Origin of the sequence: Olsenella sp. Marseille-P4559 (assembly GCF_900605015.1) — a bacterium.
Lineage (GTDB): Bacteria > Actinomycetota > Coriobacteriia > Coriobacteriales > Atopobiaceae > Tractidigestivibacter.
On sequence record NZ_LR027575.1, the window covers coordinates 363,521 to 383,488 of the forward strand.

Here is a 19,968-nt window from a genome sequence, read left to right on the forward strand (position 1 = left end):
TTCTGACAAGTATATGCAGTTGGGGCGGGTTTTGTCCGGTGGCGTTCGCAATGGCGAGAAGGGCTGGCGCTGCGTTGGCGTTTGGGTGCCCCACGCGCGGCAGCGGAGGACGCGTGACCGTCCGGAATTTCCGGCGCGCCCCTCGTCTTGTGAAGAATCGCCGGTTGGGCGGCCGTAACCATTCGGAATTTGCGGCATTCACCGTGACGCCTGCCCCTCTCGTCCCTCTCGCCTGCTGCCACCACGCCGCAGCGCGCACTCGCCTAGAATGGGGCACGCTTACCATCTCGTAATAGGCACTTCACAAGGAAGGGACTCTCATGGCAGATAACCAGACGCAGACGGTGCCCGCGGCGGAGGCGTCGCGCCGCCCGCACGAGGACGTGCCCGCAAATGCGGTGAGAGGCGTGCCGGACCCGGCAAGCGCGCGCCTCTCGTGGGCAGACGGCGAGAGGGCCATCGACTACGTGGCCACGGCCGCCCATCTCGACGTGCGCGACGACTCCGGTCGCCTCGAAGGCAAGATGTTCTCGCTATCGTACGTCGCAGTGGACGAGGAGGGCCAGCCTAACGCAGCCAGGCCGGTGACTTTTGCCTACAACGGCGGCCCGGGTTCGGCGTCGGTGCCCATCAACTTTGGCGGTATCGGCCCTCGCCGAGTCCAGACAGACGGCACGAACCACCTCGCCGCTTCGGCCCCGGTGGCCGACAACCCCCACACGCTGCTCAAGGACTCCGACCTCGTGTTTCTCGATGCGCTGGGCACCGGCTGGTCTGTTGTCGCCGATGACTGCGACCCTGCGACGGTCTTCTCGGTCGACGGTGACGCTGACGCCTTCGCACGTGCGATCATGGACTGGCTCGAGAAGAACCACCGCTGGTCAAGCCCCATCTACCTCTTTGGTGAGTCCTATGGCACCTTTAGGAACGCCGTGCTCATGAGGCTTTTGGGCGAGAGGTCCGTGAAGCTCACGGGCGTGGTGATGCTCTCCGCCATCTGGGACTGGGTGCAGACGCTTCCCGGCGAGGACCTCTACTACCTGGGCATGATGCCCACCTACGCCGCTGCGGCGCAGTTCTTTGGGCGTGCCGGACAGGGTGTGGATCCAGATGTCTGGTTTGACCGTGCGATGGGCTTTGCCGATGATACGCTGGCCCCGGCCCTTCTCCGCGGCGACCGCCTGGGCGAGGAGCTCGAGCGCGACGTTGCCCGGCAGCTCTCGGAGTTTGTGGGCCTGCCCGTCGGGTACCTTGTCCGCCACCACCTGCGCGTCGAGCTCACGGAGTTCCGCCGCGAGCTCCTGCGCGACGAGGGCCGTGTGTGTGGCCGCCTCGACATGCGCTTCTGCTCGGACGAGCCCTCGCCCATGCAGGCAAGCTTCGACTGGCTGGGCGGCGAGGATGCGGCCGACGATGCCGTGGAGGCCAACTGGGCCAACGCATTCCGCGCGTTCTGCGCAGACGAGCTTGGCTACCAGGGACCCTCCGTCTACCTAGGGCAGAACTGGGAGAAGGTTGGCCACAAGTGGGTCTGGCAGCACGAGGTGCCGGGGACGGGCGAGAAGGTCGGTGCGCCTAACGTGACCGGTGACGTGGCGCTTGCGCTGCGCCGCAACCCCACGATGAAGCTTGCCATCATCGGCGGTCGCTACGACGCGGCGACCACGTTCTGGAACGTGCGTCACGACCTGAGTTGCCAGTTCCTCTCGCCCGCGCTCAAGGGGCGCGTGACGTGGCTGCGCTACGGCTGCGGGCACATGGCCTACGTGGACGAGCCCACGCTCGAGGCCATGGACCGCGACCTCCACGCGTTCTACGAGTGAGACAAGGGGACTGTCCCCCTTGCCTCACTGCCTCACCAGGTAGGCATGGTGGATCTTGGGGTTTCTCGCGTAGTCCTCAGGGATGGTCTTTGCCGTAATGTCCTCGAGGGCTACGCCTGCCTTGGCAAGCGTCTCAATGTCGGGCTTGAAGTTGCGCAGGTTGCACGAGAAAATCGCGCAGCCGCCGGGCGAGAGCAGCCTCGAGACCGAGATGATGAGGTCGGCGTGGTCGCGTTGCACGTCCCAGGACCTAGCGTGCATGCGGTTTGAGTTGGAGAACGTGGGCACGTCGCAGAAGATGAGATCCCAGGTGTAGCGGCGCTCGTGGCGGCGGTCGGCCACCCACTGCAGCACGTCTGCCTGGATAAACTCGTGGCTGCGGCCGTAAAATCCGTTTCTCTCCATGTTGCGGCGCGCCCAATCGAGAGACGGCCGCGAGAGGTCGACCGTGGTGGTGAGGCCCGCGCCGCCGTCTGCGGCGTAGCAGCTTGCCGTGCCTGTGTAGGCAAAGAGGTTGAGAAAGCTCCCGCCCGGGGTGCGCTTCATGAGTTCGCGCACCATCGAGCGCGTCTCGCGGTGGTCGAGAAACAGGCCGCAGTCCAGCCGCTCAGAGAAGTTCACCTCAAACGTAAGGCCACCCTCGTCTACGAGGTGCGCACCGCGGGGAAGCTCCACGCGCCCGTCATGCCTGCGTGAGGGGCGCACGTCGCGGCCACCTTCGCGGCCAAAGCCGCCGCGCCCCTCTCGCCCGCCGTCTGCGTACTGCGAGCCGCCACGCGCATGCGTGCGCACGCGCACGAACACGTTGGAAGGCTCGACGCCCATCACGCGCGGGGTAATTGCCAGCACGTCGAGAAGGCGCCTGCGCGCAAGACCCGCATCCACGTCGCGTGGGGCGGCGTACTCCGAGACGTAGAGCCAGCGTCCCGGCGTCTCAGAACCCTGGTACAGGTCAATCGAGACGGAATAGTCCGGCAGGTCGGCGTCATAGACACGGTAGCAGCTCACGTCCTCGCGCGCCGCCCACTTGGCGCGCTGCTTCGCCACCTTGGCGAGACGAGCGGCAAACTGGTCAGAGGCCCCCACTAGCACGGGCACGCTTCCGGTGCCCCCGCGAAGCTCCACCACGGGGTGCTCTGCCGAGAGGGACATGGTATCGTAGCAGCGGATCGTTGCATCATCGCGACCAACGATCACGTCGATGGCCCCTGCGGGCTCGCCGCCCGCCGCGGCGTCCGCGGCGTTGTCGGCACAGAGTGCGACCGCGCCCGCGCCGTCGTGTCCGGCAACAGCCCCAGCCCCTGCCGAGAAGAGCGAGAGCGCCTCGGCCTCGCTGGCAAGGTCATCCGGCTGCGGCCACGCAAGGTCAGCCACCACGAGGGGAGAGGCACCGCCCACAGCGGCAGCGAGCTCCCCTGCGGAGACAAACCGCGGCTCCACGCCCATGCCCGCCCCGCGCAGCGACCTTCTCGCCGCGCCCTCCGCGCCGGGACGCGTGTCGCAAAGCACGAGGTCAACGCTGTTCTCAGCACCCACTGCGGCGCGGTCGGCGGCCTCGGTGGCAAGCTCGACCCAAGCGTCTTCGTCATGGCCGGCCCAGCGCGAGAAGCCCCATCGCACGCGCAGCAGCCCCGGCGCGCGGTCAAGCGCCTGCGCTGCCGCCTCGACGGCAACGCTCCCTGTTCCGGAAAAGAGGTTAACCAGTACGGGCGACCCGTGGCGCACATCCCTAAACCAGCAGCCCGCCTCCAGGAGCGCTGCAGCGTAGTCCGCACGCCTCGGCGAAAGACGACCGCGGCTGGGAGGTGCCGCTTCCCAGCCGCGGCTGAAGAGCGGCTCGCCCGCAAGGTCAATGCCCACGGTTGCGCGCTCGTGCGAGAGGCGCACCACGATGCCCACATCCGGCACATCAGTGTTGACCACGGGTCGCGCTCCCCTGCGCGAAAGGAGCCTGTCGGCCACGGCGTCTTTCGAGCGCAGCGCCACAAACTGCGTGTTTCTCAGCTGCTCGTTGGTGCCGTGCGCCTCAATGGCCATCGTCGCGCCGGGTGCCACGTGGTCCTCCCAAGGGATTGCCGAGAGGCCCTCGTAGAGCGCGTCGGCGTTGGTGGCGCCCACGCGTGCCAGTACGAGCGTCACATTGGAGGCAAGGCGCGACCACAGGCAGCAGCGGTAGGCATCTCTCAGCGCTCCCGTGAACGAGACCCGGCCCACGAGCGGACGCACGCCCTTGGCGCCAAGTGCGTGAAGCTCTCCTGCCAGAAGCGACTCAAAGCCCTTGGGACACGTTGCGACAAACTCCATCGGGACACCTTTCGCCCGTAACCTGCGTGTCAGCCGGCACGCCTAGCGACGCCGTGCGCCGCGAATTCCGTTGCGACCATCATACGTGTTGCTTGTCCCGTGCGCCCGCCGACACCTATGCAGCCGCTTACAGCTCCACAAAGTCATTCGTCCGCATGAGCGCGCCAAGCGAGCCCGGCACGGATAGAATCTAAGGAGCAATGCTCGCACTTGTTCGTTGGCAGCCATGCTTGCACCGCACGTGCACGCATGGCAGGGAAGCAAGGGGGAACCATGGACGCAGGCGTGAAGGATACCATCAAGCTTTGGCAGGACAACGTCACCGAGCCAGACCTCAAGGCCGAACTCGACGCCCTTGTCAGCGCTGGGGACGAGGACGCGCTCAACGACGCCTTCTATCGCAACCTCGAGTTTGGCACCGCAGGCCTGCGCGGCACCCTCGGCGTGGGCACCAACCGCATGAACGTCTACGTGGTGGCCCAGGCAACCCAGGGCGTGGCCAACTACCTGAACGCTCACTACGACCACCCCACCATTGCCATCGCGCGCGATTCTCGCCTGAAGGGCGAGGACTTCCAGCGCGTGGTCGCCGGTGTGCTTGCGGCCAATGGCGTGCACGTCTATGTCTATCCGCGCATCGAGCCCGTTCCCACGCTCTCCTTTGCGGTGCGCCACCTGCACACTTCCGCGGGCATCGTGCTTACGGCGTCGCACAACCCGGCGCAGTACAACGGCTACAAGGTCTACAATGACAACGGCGGCCAGATCGCCAACGAGGCGGCCGACGAGATCAGTGTCTCCATCGCGGAGACGCCCGTCTTTGGCGGCGTCAAGATGATGGACTTCGATGAGGGCATCAAGCAGGGCCTCATTGAGTGGACGCCCGAAGAGGTTCTCGACGCCTTCATCGAGGCCGTCAAGAAGGTCTCCATCCCCGGCTTCAAGGCGCCCGAGGGCTACAAGGTCGTCTACACGCCGCTCAACGGCACGGGCATGGAGTGCGTCACGCGCATCCTGAAGGAGATCGGCGTGAACGACGTGACCGTGGTGCCCGAGCAGGCCGAGCCAGACGGCAACTTCCCCACGTGCAAGTACCCCAACCCGGAGTTCCGTGAGGCGCTGCAGCTGGCGCTCGACCTTGCCGAGAAGGTCAAGCCCAACCTCGTTGTGGCCACCGATCCCGACGCCGACCGCATGGGCACCGCCATCCCGCACGATGGTGAGTACAAGCTGCTCAGCGGCAACGAGATGGGCGTCCTCATGATGGACTGGCTCATCAAGATGGCAATCGATCGCGGCGAGGACCCCAAGCGCAAGGTGGCCGTCTCTACGATCGTCTCGTCCGTAATGCCCGACGCCTTGGCCAGGCACTACGGCTTTGAGATGCGCCGCGTGCTCACCGGCTTCAAGTACATTGGCGACCAGATCGACCAGCTCAAGGACGAGGGCGAGGAGGACCGCTTCCTCATGGGCTTCGAGGAGTCCTATGGCTACCTTGTGGGAACTCACGCGCGCGACAAGGACGCCATTGTCGCCGTTGAGATGTGCGTCGAGATGGCGGCCTACTACGCCGCGCGCGGCATGGACCTCTACGAGGCCATGGAGGAACTCTACAAGCAGTACGGCTACTACCTCAACGGCACCGTGAACGCGCAGTTCCCGGGTGAGGCCGGCGCCAAGCGCATGGTCCGGATCATGACCGATCTGCGTGAGAACCCGCTCACCGATATTGCCGGCTACGGAGTCGTTGGCGTGACCGACTTTGGCAAGGGTGCCGAGATGCCGCGCGTCTCTGGCCTGCAGAAGGAGTCCGCACAGGAGCTGCCTGCGGCCAACGTTATCGAGTACCGCCTCGAGGACGACAACAAGGTGATCTTCCGTCCGTCCGGCACCGAGCCCAAGGTCAAGGCATACCTGTTCGCCAAGGGTGCCACGCGCACCGAGGCCGAGGCCGTGCGCGCCAAGCTGCAGGCGGCTGCCGAGAAGGTGCTTTCGTAGGGACTGCGAGGCTCACTATTTTGGGCTGTAAGTGGGACCGGGGTCACGACGAGGTGTCGCGGCCCCGGTCCCTTTGGTTGTCTCGGCGCGGGTCGGGGCCGGGGCTAGCCCACGAGATGCTTGCGCACGCACGTGAGCTGCGCCTGGCTGACGCCACAGGCGAGAAGGTACGCCTCGGCCGACCCGTAGCTCTCGATGAGCCCGTCAAAGACGCGTCCCATGAGCTTTGCCAGCACGTCGACCGTGGTGAAGCTGGGGGAGACTCCCTGGTAGATATAGGCGTCCACCTCCTCGCGCGAGGCAAACGAGTAGGTGTAGTCGGCCACGATGCTCGTGCGGTCCACACCGCAGAGGCCCAGAAGCAGCATCGACGTAATGCCGGTGCGGTCCATGCCCGCCGCGCAGTGGAAAAGCACGCACTCCTTGGGTGTCGCCTCTGCGAACGCTGAGAAGACCTGACGTACGGCGTCATGGTTGTCGAGCATCCTGAGGTAGCCGGTGGCGAGGTAGTCGCGCGTGTCGCCGGGCAATCGCAGCCTGGGGTCGTGCATGTTGATGCCAAAGAGCGGCACATTCACGTAGGTGATGCCGGGACGGCTGGCAAAGACGTCCGGCGAGCTGGTGCACTCTGGGACGCTTCGTAGGTCGATGACGCGGGTGACGCCGTATTCGCGCAGGTAGTGCAGCTCTTTTCGCGAGAGCGTCGAGGTGGAGCCGGAGCGCAGGAAGCGTCTGCGGAGCGTGCTTGCACTGGATGTGCGGCCGGGGCTTGCCGGTAGGGGATAGCCACCCAGCTCACGGCAGTTGTCGCCCACGGGGAGGAGCTGCCCGCCCTCGGTGGGCGCAGGGGCGGGGGCCCCGGTTGGTGTGGCATCTGCGCCGCCTCTCTTATGGAACCAGCCCAGCATGGTCGGGGCCTTTCTCCTCGTCGCGTTCACGGTTGTAGAACTCCGTGACCCTGGCGTTGTAGTACTCGCTCTTCTTGTGCTCGGCCCAGGCGTCACGCTGCTCGACGATGGCTACGGCCTCGTCTGCGGCCTCCTCCATGGTCTTGGGGCGAACCTGCATGAGATAGGCGGCCATGCGCTCCATGGTGCCGACGGAGCCCAGGTAGAGGGCGAGAGCCTCGCCAAACTCAGCCGGCCAGCCACAACGCTCGGCAGCCCGGGCAAGCGCCGCCTGGGCGGTGTTGCGGTCTGCGTCCCTATCGTCTGTCTCGTTCATGGGGGCCTCCTCGTTCTGGTGTGCGTGGGTAATCCTATCAGTGAGTCGTGGAGCGGGAATTGAGGGCCAAGGCCGGCCGGCGAGAAAGTCTGGTCATGCGTACGCACCATCGGCCGTCTCTGCCCGATTGGCCCCTCCAGAGGTGTCTGCTGGCGAGAAACCCGGGTCATGCGTACGCACGACCCCCTCCTGCTGCCAGGCCCCTCTCGCCCACCTGGGCAAACGCCGCGTGGGTGTCAGAAAACCTTGCTCGTGCGTACGCACGACCGAGAAAAACTGCCCAGCGGGTCTCTCCGGGGGCTTCTCCGGCAGAAAACCTGGCTTGTGCGTACGCATGACCGCGCTCTTTTGCCCGATCTCGGTTCGCAACGGTTGTGAGGCCCGCACAATCGTCTGCCAGAGCCCAGGAAATCCTGCCTCCCCCAGAGGAATTGCGCACAGTCGAGAGGTGGGCATGCAAGCCCCAGGCACCTGCAAGGCTTAAGCCCATCCGTGCGTAGTTCGCGTGCCGACGTTGTGTGCGGGGGCATATGCGGGGGCAGGGCCGAACCTCCAGGTTCGTGGAGCTGTCATACTCGCTACGCGGGGCCTGTCGCCGGGACCGCCGGGTCCGCCGCCAAGAACCGCAGTCACAAGGAGAGGCGCGAATGACAAGCGAGAAAACCCAAGACGTACCATCTGCCAGCAACAACGTCGACGTGACAAGAATCCTGTTCGTCTGTCACGGCAACATCTGCCGCTCGACCATGGCTCAGTTCGTGATGGGGGATCTGGTCCGCAGGGCTGGGCGCGAGAGCGACTTCCTCATCGACTCTGCCGCCACCAGCCGCGAGGAGCTTGGTAGCGATGTCCACCCCGGCACGCGCGAGCGACTGCGCCGCGCGGGCGTTCCATGCGGCCATCACGCTGCCCGCCAGATGGGTTCCGAGGACTATGACCGCTTCGATTACATCGTGGGCATGGACCGCGACAACTACGATGGCATGTACCGGCTGCTTTTGGGCGAGAGGGGCATGGGATTCAGCTGGCCGCCCGTCTCGGAGCAGCTCGTTCGCAAGGCCGACCCCAGGCGCAAAGTGTCGCTTCTCCTGGACTGGACAGGACATCCCCGCGACGTGGCCGACCCCTGGTACACGGGCAACTTCGATGTCACCTACAGCGACGTTATGGCTGGCTGTGTCGCCATGCTCGACGTTCTTCTCGCCAAGGGGCGCTGACCACGGGAGTGCCCATCCCATGGGGCTCCTTGCGCCCGCGGGCATAGTAGAGAATGTAGAGAATGCCTCGCCCAGTGCAGGCGGCGCCTGAACCGTCATCGTGCGCCGCCATATATGCTATACAGTAGATGACATTAATCTCGAGCGGTCCGCCGAATCTTTCCGCGGGCTGGTTCCATGTGCCGCGCCAACGTGCGCGGAGAGTAGGGGAGCACATGAGCAAGATCGTCATTGTCGGCGCAAACCACGCGGGCACCGTGGCAGCCAATGCCATCCTCGACAACCATCCTGGTAACGAGGTTGTGATTATCGATCAGAACGGTAACAACAGCTTTCTTGGGTGTGACATGGCACTGTGGATTGGCGCGTGATTGAGAGCGCGGGCATCCACATGTTCTCGCTCGCGATCCAGGAGGGGCTGACCATCGACCGCCTGGCGCTGCTCGACATCTTCTCCCTCCCGCACTTCAATCAGTCGTACAACTACTACACCATGGCCGCCTACTCCGCGGTGCTGGGGGCATAGGGAGCGCGCCGGCGACGTGCGGCGGCGCGCACGTTGCAGCCGCACGTACGTTGCGGCGGCGCCGGAGGGCGCGTTTCCACCGAGGCTCCGGCTCGCGCTGCGCCCGTCGTAGGGTCCCGTTCCGGGGCAAGGGCGAGAGAACGCCACACATTCGTCCTCCGAATGTGTATCGACCTGCGCGGGTCACAGGTTCGTGTCCGAATGTGTGGCGTTAATCGTCGTACGCGGCGCCTCTTGGTGAGTTTGACGACTTCCCAGCTCGACTCAGGTAGCGCCCCTTGCTGTACGCCACTGCATGCGGAACTCTGTTGGAGGTTCCTATTAGTGTTGTCTCCGGGCGTTAGACTCTTGTGAGGCGATTCGATACCCATAGGAGACATGCATGCCCTCTGACCAGCAGTTCTCGTTCTTCTCCGCAGCTCAGGCCGCACAGCTCACGGCTATCACGCGGCCCGGGGCAGCTGCCAGGCGCCCCTCTGCCGTCGATATCGATGGCCTCAACCCTGCGCAGCGCGACGCCGTGCTCTGCACGCACGGCCCGCTCCTCGTGCTCGCGGGCGCTGGCTCCGGCAAGACGCGCGTTCTCACGTACCGCATCGCACACATGGTGGCCGACGAGGGCGTGCGCCCGTGGCAGGTGCTCGCCATCACGTTCACCAACAAGGCAGCGGCCGAGATGCGCGAGCGTCTGGACGCGCTTCTCCCCGGAGGCACGCGCGGCATGTGGGTGTGCACCTTCCATGCCATGTGCGTGCGCATGCTCCGCGATGACCCAGAGCTCGTGGGCTACCGGCCAAACTTCACGATCTATGATGACGATGACTCGAAGCGCCTGGTAAAGACCATCATGTCAGAGCTCGACGTCGACCCCAAGCAGTTTCCCATCCAGGCGATCCGCTCGCAGATCTCGTCCGCAAAGAACGGCCTCATCATGCCCGACGAGATGCAGGGCCAGGCCCAGACTCCGCTCGAGCGCAAGGCGGCGCAGGTCTATCGCGTGCTGCAGAATCGCCTGGAGCGTGCCAACGCTATGGATTTCGATGACCTCCTGGTGAAGGCCTTCGAACTCCTCGCCAAGAATCCGCAGGTACTCGACGCCTACCAGGAGCGCTTCCGTCAGATCAGCGTGGACGAGTACCAGGACACCAATGGCGTCCAGTACGCGATCACCAACCTTCTGGCGCGCAAGTACAGAAACCTCATGGTCGTAGGCGACGACGACCAGTCCATCTACTCCTGGCGCGGCGCCGATATCAAGAATATCCTCTCGTTCGAGAAGGACTACCCTGATGCCCACGTGGTCAAGCTCGAACAGAACTACCGCTCTACCGGCCACATCCTCAGCGCGGCCAACGCCGTTGTGGCCCACAACTCGCACCGCAAGGCCAAGCGCCTCTTTACCGACGCGGGCGATGGCGAGAAGGTCCGCGTGTACCAGTCCGCCGACGAGCGCGACGAGGGCCGCTGGATCGGCTCGGAGATCGAGAAGCTGCACGACAAGGGCGCAAGCTATGATGACATGGCCGTTTTCTACCGCACCAACGCGCAGTCGCGTATCTTGGAAGACATGTTTCTGCGCGCCGGCGTGCCGTACAAAGTAGTGGGCGGCACACGCTTCTTCGATCGCCAGGAGGTCCGCGACGTGATGGCCTACCTCAAGGTCGTCGTGAACCCGGATGACGACGTGGCCGCCCTGCGCGTGGTCAATACGCCGCGCCGCGGCATTGGCTCCACGTCCATCAGCAAGATTCGCGCCTATGCGGCCGAGAACCGCCTATCGTTCTTCTCGGCATGCGAGGCGTGCATTGCCGAGCAGGGCCTGCTTTCGCCCAAGGTGCGCAACGCCCTCTCCGAGTTCACGGGCACGATCGAGGCCGGCCGCCACATGACCGGTGAGCTCTCGGACGTGGTCGAGGCCATTGTCGAGCGGTCAGGCCTCGTTCGTGCGCTGGAAGCCGAGCATTCCGTCGAGGCGGACAGCCGCATCGAGAACATCAAGGAATTCTATGGCGTTGCGGCCGAGTTCGACGAGACCCATGACGACGCCGTCGAGACGCTTGAGAACTTGGAGCAGCTCCGCGCGGCGGGCCTGGCGAGCAGCTCGACTTCCCCTGGCGGCGATTCCGCGAATGGCGCGAGCGAGCAAGCGCCGCAGGGTGGGGCAGGGCTGCCTGACGTTGCGGCTGCGAAGCTCCCGGCACTGCTCGAATGGCTCGCGCTGCGCTCGGACCTGGACTCGCTTGCGGGCTCGTCGAGTGCCGTAACCATGATGACCGTGCACTCGGCCAAGGGCCTGGAGTTCCCGGTGGTCTTTGTCGCCGGCATGGAGGAGGGGATTTTCCCGCATTCCGCGCGCGAGGGGGATCCGGCTTCGATCGAGGAGGAGCGCCGCCTGGCCTACGTTGCCATCACGCGTGCCCGCAAGCGGCTCTACCTCACTTACGCGCTTACGCGCCGCGCCTTTGGCTCTGTGCAGGCCAACCCCCGTAGCCGTTTTGTGAACGAGATGCCCACGGCGGATATCGAGGCCGTGGGCGTGGGCTCTTCGGGCTTTTCGGGCGTGGGCTGGGAGAAGCGCGGGGACAGGCATGGCACCTTTGGCAGCGGGCGAGGCTCCGAGGTCTACGGTGGGCACGTCTTTGGCTCGCGTACGCGCTCGACGGGTGGCCCGGCTGTGCCCAGTGCGGCGGCCCCTCGCCCGCAGGCTCCGCGACGCGACGCGGCAAAGGCCGTGGAGTCTTTCTCGGCAGGCGATCGCGTCTCACACAAGACCTTTGGGCCTGGGGTGGTGATTTCGGCAAAGGGCGACACCATTGAGGTCCGCTTTGCCCGCACGGGCAAGACCAAGAAGCTGATGAAGGGCTTCGCACCCATTGTGAAGATCGAGGGGTAGGGGGCCGGCGCGACCGGTGGAGGATGTCTGCTGGCCGCGCCGGCCGCTGGATTATTGCGCGCGATTTTACGCTTGCTGCATGATTGCCCAGTTGAGCTTTAGAATCCGATAAAAACGCGCGCAATACTCCGAGACAGCATCCGTACCCTTTACCCTCGATAGGGGAGGCGCGGTATTCCCGATAGCACGAATTGACGGTTGGTGGCAGTTTGGGCTAAATTCTTGATATGATTCCGTTCTAGTGCCAAATCGCTGACCAGCACTTCAACAAATCTCAAACCAGTTTGTACTTCGGGTACCCGTAAAAAACTGCCACCAACCGTCAATTCGTGCCAAAGGGCCCACACCCCCATGCCATTATCGCCTCGTCGCGTTGCCGACTCACCGTCAGACCATCGTATGAGCGAGTACGCGGCACGGCCGTACCACGGCGAGAAAAGCGGCCGAGCGGGCTGCGTTTGGCGCGGTGAGCGTATCGTTTGCGGCCACACGTGTTGTGGCGACCTCGCGCGGGACGGGACCCCCGCGCCCTTCCGCGTCGCCTCGTCGGGCGTCGGAGAGTATCATTGCCTCTCACGAAATGTTCGACTTCCACGTCTGGGGGCGTGATGGAGGATTTCCTCGGAAATATCGACACGTCGGTGCTTGTCGGCAAGATTGCCTTTCTTGCCGTTGTCATTGGAGTCGCGCTGCTCGTGCAACGTGTGGTGGTGCATGGGCTGCGGCGCGCGCTGGATGCGGCGGGCGTGCCCAAGGCATCGATCTTTGTCAACATCGTTCGCACCATCATCTGGGCGTTTGCGCTTCTTGCCGTGCTCCAGCCGGTCTTTGGGATTCAGCCCACGGCCTTCGTTGCCGCCTTGGGTGTGACTTCCGTGGTCATCTCCCTTGGCCTGCAGGACACGGTGTCAAACGTCGTTGCTGGTCTGGGTCTTATGCTGGGGCGCGTGGTCCGGCCCGGTGACCAGGTTACCATTGGCGGCTTCTCCGGTGAGGTCGTAGACGTTACCTGGCGCTCCACGATGGTGCGCGACCGCGGTGGCAAGGTTGAGGTCATCCCCAACTCCGTCCTCAACAAGACCGCACTTACGCGCGAGACGGACTGGTCGGTCACGGACTGCCCGGTGGAGTTCTACGCCGAGCCCGGTTGCGACCTTGATGCTGTGGCCCTCGAGGTGCAGCACCTTGCTCGCGAGGCCTGCGGGGGCGCGCTTGCGCCCGGATTCACGACCGAGGCCCTTTTCGACGGCCTCGGTCCCTTGGGCATTCACGGCACGACTCACCTGCATCTTGTTGCCGGAACGAACTACTCGGTGCAGGCCGACGCCCTCGTGCGTGCCATCTCACGTGCGCCGTGGATTGCGCGGCCGACAACGGCTGCCGCCAACGTGGCAGCAGCGGACAAGGGCACAACCAACTGAAAGGCAGTGACGCACATGAAGACCATCGCAAGCTTCACCGTGAACCACCTGGTGCTCGAGCCCGGCGTCTACGTGAGTCGTGTGGACGAGGACCCCGTCACCGAAGCCGTGGTCACGACCTTTGACTTGCGCCTTACGGCGCCCAACCGCGAGCCGGTGATGGACACCGCAGCTGTCCACGCAATCGAGCACCTGGGTGCGACCTTCCTGAGAAGCGATCCCGAGTGGGCCAGCCGCGTGGTCTACTTTGGTCCCATGGGATGTCGCACGGGCTTCTACCTTGTGGTCTTTGGCCAATGCAGCTCGCGAGAGGTGCTGCCGCTCGTGCGTAGGTGCTTTGGGTTCATCCGCGACTTCGAGGGAGAGATTCCCGGAGCCAGGCCCGAGGCCTGCGGCAACTGGCACGATGCCGACCTCAACCTGGCGCACTGGTGGGCGCGCCGTTACCTCGCCAGCACGCTTGAGGTTATCGATGACGCGCACCTCACGTATCCGGCACTGCTCGACGACGGGAAGGACGAGGAGAGCCATGATGCGTAGCAACGCCCGCGTTCATATCAAAGTTGGTATTATTGGCTCCATGGAGGTCGAGGTGTCGCGCCTTGTGGCAAGCCTTGAGGACGAGTCGGTCTCGACTGTTGCGGGCATGGACTTCCACTCAGGGACGCTTGACGGCGTGCCGGTGGTTGTCGTGCGATCGGGCGTGGGCAAGGTCAACGCTGGCATGTGCGTGCAGGTGCTGGTCGACCGTTACGGTGTGACCCACGTGGTCAACACGGGCATAGCCGGGTCGCTCGACGCGCGTATCGACGTGGGAGACGTTGTGGTTTCGACCGACTGCCGCTACCACGACGTGGACGCAACGGTATTTGGCTACGAACCGGGCGAGATCCCGCAACTGGGATGCGTGGGCTTCTCGGCAGACGAGGGCCTGCGTGCGCAGGCGGTTGCCGCCGTGCACGACGTCGCGGGCGACGTGCGGGCTTTCGAGGGGCGCGTGGTCTCGGGTGACGTCTTTGTGGCGGATGCTGGCGAGAGGGAGCGTCTTGCTCGCGACTTTGGCGGGATGTGCTGCGAGATGGAGGGTGCCGCGGTTGCACAGGCGGCGTGGCTCAACCGTGTGCCGTTCGTGGTGGTACGTGCGATCTCTGACAAGCCGGGGTCGACAACGCCCATGGAGTACTCCGCTTTTGAGACGGCCGCGGCCGAGCATTGCGCCGCCATCGTGGAGCGCATGGTGACGCGCCTGGGGGAGTAGGAAGGTGCGCTCGTTGAGGCTGCCACCACACTCCCGAGGGGCCTGCGTTGTGAGCTGCGACTTTCCGAGCGCATGGCCCGTCATCACCCCTCTTGGCCCCGGCGGACTCCCCCAATGGCACGAATTGACGGTTGGTGGCAGTTTTTTGGGGACCCCCGAAGTACAAAATGGTTTGAGGTCTGATAAACCGCAGGTCAGGGAATTGCCATCACACATGTAATATATAAAAGACTTTCCCGAAACTGCCACAAACCGTCATTTTGCGATTCTAGCGCTAGAGAGCTACGTCCCGCCATCCCGAACCCTTGGTTCTCAGGCAAAGCGCAGTGCGCTAAACGAGCGTGACGCCGGGGGTGTCTATCGTCGAGAAGCGCAAAAGGAGGCCCTGCGTCGCCAATGCCCGCGCGTCGCCCCTACGCCCCCTGGATGCAGATGCCCACGACCTCGGGGCCAGTGTGCACGAGAAGGTCGGCCGAGACGCCGGACCGTATGATCTCCACGGCGTTATCGATTTGGGCAAGCAACCGTTCCTCAAGCTCGTCGAACATCTCGCACGCACTTGAGCAACAAATGGCCATGTGCACCTTGTCGTACTTTCTCGCCTGCTCTTCAACCAGGGAGACCTGCGTGTCGATGGACCGCTCCCACCCGCGCGCCTTGCGCACCACCACGTAGGAGCCCCCTTCGTTGCAGGTGATTACAGGCTTGATGTTGAGTACGGATCCCAGCCGGTACACGGCGGTGCCAATCCTCCCGCCCTTGTAGAGGTAATCCAGGCTCTTTACCGAGAAGAACACGGAGTTCTTGCGCGCCACCAGCTCGAGCATCGCCCCGATGTGTTGCAGCGTGATGCCGTCCTCGACCATCCGAACGGCTTCCATCACAACGAGGCCTGCGCCAATGCCGATGCTCTTGGTGTCCACCACGACTACGGGGAAGCCGTCCAGCTGGTCGGCAACCATGCGCACGGTGTCACAGGTGGCCGAGAGACCCGACGAGATGCTCACGAAGATCGCCGCCACGTACCCGTCGTCGTGCGCGCGGTCAAACTCGCGGCGGATGGTTGCGGGCGAGGGGAGCGAGGTCGTGGGCGTCTCGGTGGCCATACGCTCGATGAGCCGCTCGGGCGTGATGCTAACGCCGCTCTCGTACGTCGAGCCGTCCGAGAAGTTTATACGCAACGGAACGACGCGAACATCGTGCTCACGCGCGAAGACCGTGGGTGTATCCGTGCCCGAGTCGGTGATGACTGCGATCTTCTGGCTATTCAACGTTCCCTCCAAAGAACATCGGAGAAGAGGGCGCATCCGATTTTTTTATTGTAACAACTATAGCCATTGCATCTAGTTTTTGATACTAGATAATCTAATCAATAGAATTCAAGACGTCGTGGAGAGGAGTAACGATGGCAGACGAGCAGGACCGCATACGTCACTCCAGCAGCTCCAGCGCGTATTGCAACCTTGCGGATCAAATGACGGGCGTCCACATCTCGCGCCTCTCGGAACTCCCGCGCATAGAGCTCTACCTGGACCAGCTGCTCTCCTTGGTTGACGAGGAGCTCTCGTTCATGCGCCTGCCAGACGAAGGCCCCCTGGTCACGGGCTCCATGGTGAACAACTACGTGAAGCGCCACGTGGTTCCCGCGCCTGTCAAGCACCGCTACACCAAGCGTCACATCTGCTACGTGACCTGCGTGTGCCTCTTCAAGCGCATACTCTCGATCGAGCAGGTGGCGAATCTCATCCACCGTGTGGACGAGGAGAACCTCGACCTTGCACACACCTACGATGAGCTCTGCAAGGCGCTGGAATGTGCGCTTGCCGAGCAGTTTGCCGTGGGACCGGATTTCGTGGCGCCGGCGGTCGAACCCGTGATAGACCTGCGTGATGCCAACGGCATGCGGGTCGATTCGCCCCTTGACAGGACCATCGAGGCCGCGGTTGTAAGCCTTGCCGCAAAGATTTATGTCGAGCAGGTCCTGGCGCTGGATGAGGCGGCTGCTAAGGAGCCGGCCGCGCCTCTCGCCCCCAACCAGGCTCCCTCGGAAGCCGTGCCCGATGCCATAACGACGGATGCATAAATCCGTGGCATTGGTTGGGTAGGATAGAGAGGTAACGAAGGGCCCGAGCGGCCTCTCCTCAAGGAAACGGAAAACACAGCCAATGGCAAGCATCTACGGTGAGCCCGCAGTCCTCAGGCGCATCGAGCAGCGCAGTGCGGTCCACAAGGTGACTTCGAACGGGACGATAGCTGCCGCGGTCATGGTGCTCGCCGCCATCGCGGCGGTCATCACGGCCAACTCGCCTGCCTATGAGGTGATCGAGGAGGTTCTCCAGGCACCGCTCTCTGTGGGCATTGGCCCGGCGGTCTTCTCGGTTTCCCTCGAGGCCTTTGTGAACGACTTTCTCATGGCCATCTTCTTCCTTCTCGTGGGCATCGAACTCAAGTACGAGATAACCGTGGGCCAGCTGAGAAAACCCAGGCAGGCGGCGCTTCCCATGCTGGCTGCCGTGGGTGGCGTTGCCGCGCCCGCGCTGATCTATCTCGTCATCAACGCCGGTGGCGCCGTGCACGGGTGGGCTACGCCCATCGCGACCGACATCGCCTTTGCGCTGGGTGTGATGTCGCTTCTCGGCGACCGCATTGCACCAGCTACGAAGGTATTCTTCCAGACGCTGGCCATCGCTGACGACATCTTGGCTATCGTCGTCATCGCGCTTTTCTACGGGCAGGCCCCCAGTGTGGCCTGGGTGGCTGCGTCGGTTGGCGTGGTCATCGTGCTGTGGATCATCTCGCGTATGAAGGTCTACTCTGCAAAGCCCTACATGCTGGTGGGGCTTGTGCTGTGGGTGTGCATGTACAGCTCCGGCATCCACGCCACGCTGGCCGGCGTCATTCTGGCGTTCTTCCTTCCCGCCCGGTCCGACGTGCGCCTCTCCAAGGTGGGCAACTGGCTTGACGCCCGCGCCCGCGAGCTGGATGACACGTATGACGACGAGAGCCACGTGCTTGGCCAGCATGACTTCACCACTGCCGCAGCGCGTGTAGAGCGCGTGATGCACCATGTTACGCCACCGCTGGAGCGCATGGAGCGCTACATCTCGGTACCGGTGAACTTTGTGATCCTGCCCATCTTTGCGTTTGTGAACGCGCAAGTGAGGATTGTGGACATGGACCTCTCCGCAATCGTTGCGAATTCGGTGACCAAGGGCGTCTACTTTGGCGCCGTGCTGGGAAAGCCGCTGGGCATCATCCTGGTGACGTGGCTTCTCGTGCGCATTGGCTTTGCCAAGCTGCCCAAGCACGTGGACTGGCTGCAGATCATTGCGGTGGGCATCATGGGCGGCTTGGGCTTTACGATGTCGATTCTCATCTCGGGGCTGGCCTTTGCCGACCCCGGCGAGGCCATGGCAGCAAAGTGCGCGATCCTCGCAGGGTCGGTCACGTCGGCGGCGCTGGGGTTGCTGTTCGTGCATGTGACGAGTGCCGCAAAAGAGCGGCGAGACTCGCGTGCGAACGCGCTTGAGATGGGCGACGAGAAGGGCGACGATGCCGGCGGGGACGCGGCGTCAGGCCGGTAGCCGGCGGGTTGCGACGGCAGGCCACACCGGTGGGCCGTGCACCCAGCCCCGACCCCGCGCTAGTACCGCTCGAGGCGCTTGCGGATCGCGAAGTACTCCGAGAGCAGCAGCACCAAAAGGATGCTCATCACCACCACGGCGCCCACGACGGCGCCGGAGAGCCCCGAGAACCCAACGAGCAGCCACAGCACCGGCACGGAGAAGGCAAACGTAATGAGGTATAGCCTGCTCACGGCCTGCTGCTCGCGCAGCACCGTGATGATCTGGTACAGAAAGTCGATTGCCGCGCAGATGCCGCCGTTGGCCACCATCACGTAGACGAGCGGTCTGAACTGCTCGAAGTCTACGCCGTACAGGAACCCCATGATGGGGATGCCCAACCAGCCCATGAAGAGGCCGACAACCACGGTAATCGCCGCGATGACGCCCATCATGGCGAGGATGATCAGGTCGAAGCGCTTGTGCTGCACGGGGTCGTCCCAAATGCTCGCCAGACGCAGCAGCTGCGGCTTGTAGATCATCGCTGCCGCCATGAGGATGGCGTGGGCGGGGAAGTACATGGCGTTGTAGTAGAGCTGGTTGTCGTAGGAGAGCGCGCCCTCGATGGCAAACTTGGGCATGGAGTCGATGAGGTTGTAGAGAAACATCGCCAGGAAGAGCGGGAAGCAGTTGACGAAGATCTCCCTCACGCCACGCCAGGTGAGCGGCAGCGACCGCTCCGTCTCCATGAGCGCCAAAGGAAGCGTAAGCAGCACGAAGGATGCGGCGGCACCCATGGCCATGCCCACGCTCGCAACCATGAGGTTGCGCGTGAGGAGCAAGAGCACCGTGAACACCACAAACGCAAGCGCGCAGCGCACGGCCTGCGAGATTCCGGCCAAGTAGAGCTTGTCTTTCTGCTGCAGCCTGCCCTCGTACACGTCGCCCAGTGCATCAAAGAACCTAAAGCCCATGACGCCGCACACGATGGTGGTCATGTCAGCGTCGTATCCACGGATGCGGCAGTACAGCAGGCCGATAAGTACCATGGCAACGCACGTGACAATGCGGTTGACCTGGTAGTCGTAGAACGAGTCCATCTCGTCTATGTCCGAGACCTGGTAGGTGCGCACGCCGTAGTTGCCCGCAAAGTACAGAAGCGTGCCCACAACCATGGCCATCGAGAAGAGACCGGCGTTCTCCGTACCCACAAACTGCGTGGCCACGATGGTCAGCAGCGGAAAGAAACCGCCCCAGGCCGCCTGGCCAATGGAGTTGCACACGTAGTCGCGTGTGGTCTGGTGCGCCAGGTACTGCTCGGACTGCTCGGAGATGGAGCCCGAGAAGACCGAGGAGATCAGGCGGTTCCACCAATGGTTGGTCACGCGGCGGAGAAAGCCTTCCTTCTTGGGCTTTGCGGCAGAGAGGGGGCCCTCGTGCTTGCCGGCGCGCGAACCAACGAGCGAGCTCAGACTTTCCTGCCGGGTGTTCCCGCGTCGCCTGCTCGTGCGTGTCATGCGCCAATCATCCTCTCGTGGCCGCGGGGGCCAAGCTCGTCTCGCCTCTCGGGTCTTCTCGCCTGTGCGTGCGTGTCATTGTATCGCGACGCGCCGCAGGCTGCCCGGTCCTGATGCGCCCCATCGTGTACGTTGCGTTTCGCCTTCGTGGCCGCTTGGTGGGATTTGCACCGCCCTTACAGGAGCTTGCTAAGGTAGCACCTGTATGCTGAGACATGTGGTGC

At 63.9% G+C, this 19,968-nt stretch carries 16 protein-coding genes; 11 read left to right on the plus strand and 5 right to left on the minus strand.

From position 1 onward, the window contains the following. The first annotated feature begins 320 nt into the window (after positions 1–320). Positions 321–1,823, plus strand: coding sequence for a S10 family peptidase (locus E0E00_RS13205; RefSeq protein WP_130813001.1), 1,503 nt, complete (start codon positions 321–323; stop codon positions 1,821–1,823). Between the two features lie 24 nt (positions 1,824–1,847). Here the strand turns inward: E0E00_RS13205 and rlmKL are convergent, their stop codons facing one another. Then, positions 1,848–4,127 carry a bifunctional 23S rRNA (guanine(2069)-N(7))-methyltransferase RlmK/23S rRNA (guanine(2445)-N(2))-methyltransferase RlmL gene (gene rlmKL / locus E0E00_RS13210; RefSeq protein WP_130813002.1) on the minus strand — a complete coding sequence of 760 codons (2,280 nt, stop codon included), beginning with the start codon at positions 4,125–4,127 and terminating at the stop codon, positions 1,848–1,850. Positions 4,128–4,400: 273 nt separating this feature from the next. Between rlmKL and E0E00_RS13215 the strand changes: the two genes are divergently transcribed. Then, positions 4,401–6,125: a phospho-sugar mutase gene (locus tag E0E00_RS13215; RefSeq protein ID WP_130813003.1), complete on the plus strand. Its 1,725-nt coding sequence runs from the start codon at positions 4,401–4,403 to the stop codon at positions 6,123–6,125. A 104-nt stretch (positions 6,126–6,229) separates the two neighbouring features. Here E0E00_RS13215 and E0E00_RS13220 read toward each other — a convergent pair whose 3' ends face one another. Together E0E00_RS13220 and E0E00_RS13225 are read right to left on the minus strand one after the other, a co-directional pair. After that, positions 6,230–7,033, minus strand: a complete 804-nt coding sequence (locus E0E00_RS13220; RefSeq protein ID WP_130813004.1) for a tyrosine-protein phosphatase — start codon at positions 7,031–7,033, stop codon at positions 6,230–6,232. Then, positions 7,014–7,349 carry a hypothetical protein gene (locus tag E0E00_RS13225; RefSeq protein ID WP_207302766.1) on the minus strand — a complete coding sequence of 112 codons (336 nt, stop codon included), beginning with the start codon at positions 7,347–7,349 and terminating at the stop codon, positions 7,014–7,016. The genes E0E00_RS13220 and E0E00_RS13225 overlap by 20 nt, the downstream gene beginning before the upstream one ends. 647 nt (positions 7,350–7,996) lie before the next feature. Here E0E00_RS13225 and E0E00_RS13230 point away from each other — a divergent pair. From E0E00_RS13230 to E0E00_RS13260, 7 genes are all read left to right on the plus strand, one after another. Continuing rightward, on the plus strand, positions 7,997–8,566 hold the full coding sequence (locus tag E0E00_RS13230; protein WP_130813005.1) for a low molecular weight protein-tyrosine-phosphatase: 570 nt from the start codon (positions 7,997–7,999) through the stop codon (positions 8,564–8,566). Between the two features lie 215 nt (positions 8,567–8,781). After that, entirely contained in the window at positions 8,782–8,937 is a 156-nt protein-coding gene (locus tag E0E00_RS13235; protein WP_207302767.1) for an FAD/NAD(P)-binding oxidoreductase, read from the plus strand. Continuing rightward, the gene (locus E0E00_RS13240; RefSeq protein WP_242622277.1) at positions 8,934–9,092 is read left to right on the plus strand and encodes a hypothetical protein; all 159 of its coding nucleotides are present in this window, start codon (positions 8,934–8,936) and stop codon (positions 9,090–9,092) included. Before E0E00_RS13235 ends, E0E00_RS13240 begins: the two co-directional genes overlap by 4 nt. Positions 9,093–9,474: 382 nt before the next feature. After that, positions 9,475–11,985 (plus strand): ATP-dependent helicase, encoded by a 2,511-nt coding sequence (locus tag E0E00_RS13245; protein ID WP_130813006.1) that lies wholly within the window; start codon positions 9,475–9,477, stop codon positions 11,983–11,985. Positions 11,986–12,593: 608 nt separating this feature from the next. Then, positions 12,594–13,406 carry a mechanosensitive ion channel family protein gene (locus E0E00_RS13250; protein WP_130813007.1) on the plus strand — a complete coding sequence of 271 codons (813 nt, stop codon included), beginning with the start codon at positions 12,594–12,596 and terminating at the stop codon, positions 13,404–13,406. Between the two features lie 15 nt (positions 13,407–13,421). Continuing rightward, entirely contained in the window at positions 13,422–13,946 is a 525-nt protein-coding gene (locus E0E00_RS13255) for an S-ribosylhomocysteine lyase (protein ID WP_130813008.1), read from the plus strand. Then, entirely contained in the window at positions 13,936–14,664 is a 729-nt protein-coding gene (locus E0E00_RS13260; protein WP_242622278.1) for a 5'-methylthioadenosine/adenosylhomocysteine nucleosidase, read from the plus strand. Before E0E00_RS13255 ends, E0E00_RS13260 begins: the two co-directional genes overlap by 11 nt. Positions 14,665–15,077: 413 nt before the next feature. Here the strand turns inward: E0E00_RS13260 and E0E00_RS13265 are convergent, their stop codons facing one another. Then, positions 15,078–15,935: a DegV family protein gene (locus tag E0E00_RS13265; RefSeq protein ID WP_130813009.1), complete on the minus strand. Its 858-nt coding sequence runs from the start codon at positions 15,933–15,935 to the stop codon at positions 15,078–15,080. 134 nt (positions 15,936–16,069) lie between these two features. Here E0E00_RS13265 and E0E00_RS13270 point away from each other — a divergent pair, with 134 nt between their 5' ends. Next, positions 16,070–16,747, plus strand: a complete 678-nt coding sequence (locus E0E00_RS13270) for a DUF1836 domain-containing protein (protein WP_130813010.1) — start codon at positions 16,070–16,072, stop codon at positions 16,745–16,747. An 82-nt stretch (positions 16,748–16,829) separates the two neighbouring features. Beyond that, positions 16,830–18,248 carry a Na+/H+ antiporter NhaA gene (nhaA, locus tag E0E00_RS13275; protein WP_130813011.1) on the plus strand — a complete coding sequence of 473 codons (1,419 nt, stop codon included), beginning with the start codon at positions 16,830–16,832 and terminating at the stop codon, positions 18,246–18,248. Between the two features lie 59 nt (positions 18,249–18,307). Here the strand turns inward: nhaA and E0E00_RS13280 are convergent, their stop codons facing one another. Further along, positions 18,308–19,744 (minus strand): lipopolysaccharide biosynthesis protein, encoded by a 1,437-nt coding sequence (locus tag E0E00_RS13280; RefSeq protein ID WP_242622279.1) that lies wholly within the window; start codon positions 19,742–19,744, stop codon positions 18,308–18,310. Positions 19,745–19,968 lie beyond the last annotated feature (224 nt).